This is a genomic window from Rhizobium sp. SVR5-9E, from assembly GCF_056755095.1.
The window spans coordinates 1-231 of the sequence record NZ_JBNDHS010000818.1 but is presented as its reverse complement, the minus strand read 5'-3'; the positions used below and the strand labels follow the sequence as shown (position 1 = coordinate 231).

The window sequence follows — 231 nt, the reverse complement described above, 5'->3', positions numbered from 1 at the left end:
ACATCGGCACGCGCGGCCCGAGGCCGTACGGCAGCCCGTCGGCGGTGTAGCTGCCGCCGCGCCCCGGGTTCACGACGGTATGCAGCTCGCCGTCGGTCGTCACGGTCGACGCGCCCTGCGCGGCGGAGGTGGGCGGCTGCGGCGGCACGACGTGGTCGAAGAAGCCGTCGTTCTCGTCGTACATGATGAACAGCACGGTCTTCGCCCATACGTCCGGATTCGACGTCAGCG

The 231-nt window shown here is 70.6% G+C and carries 1 protein-coding gene; it reads right to left on the bottom strand.

Annotation, left to right across the window (positions count from 1 at the left end):
• Positions 1 to 231 (bottom strand): alkaline phosphatase family protein (locus ACPYOJ_RS37120; RefSeq protein WP_481420648.1); only part of this gene is annotated, 231 nt, incomplete at both ends.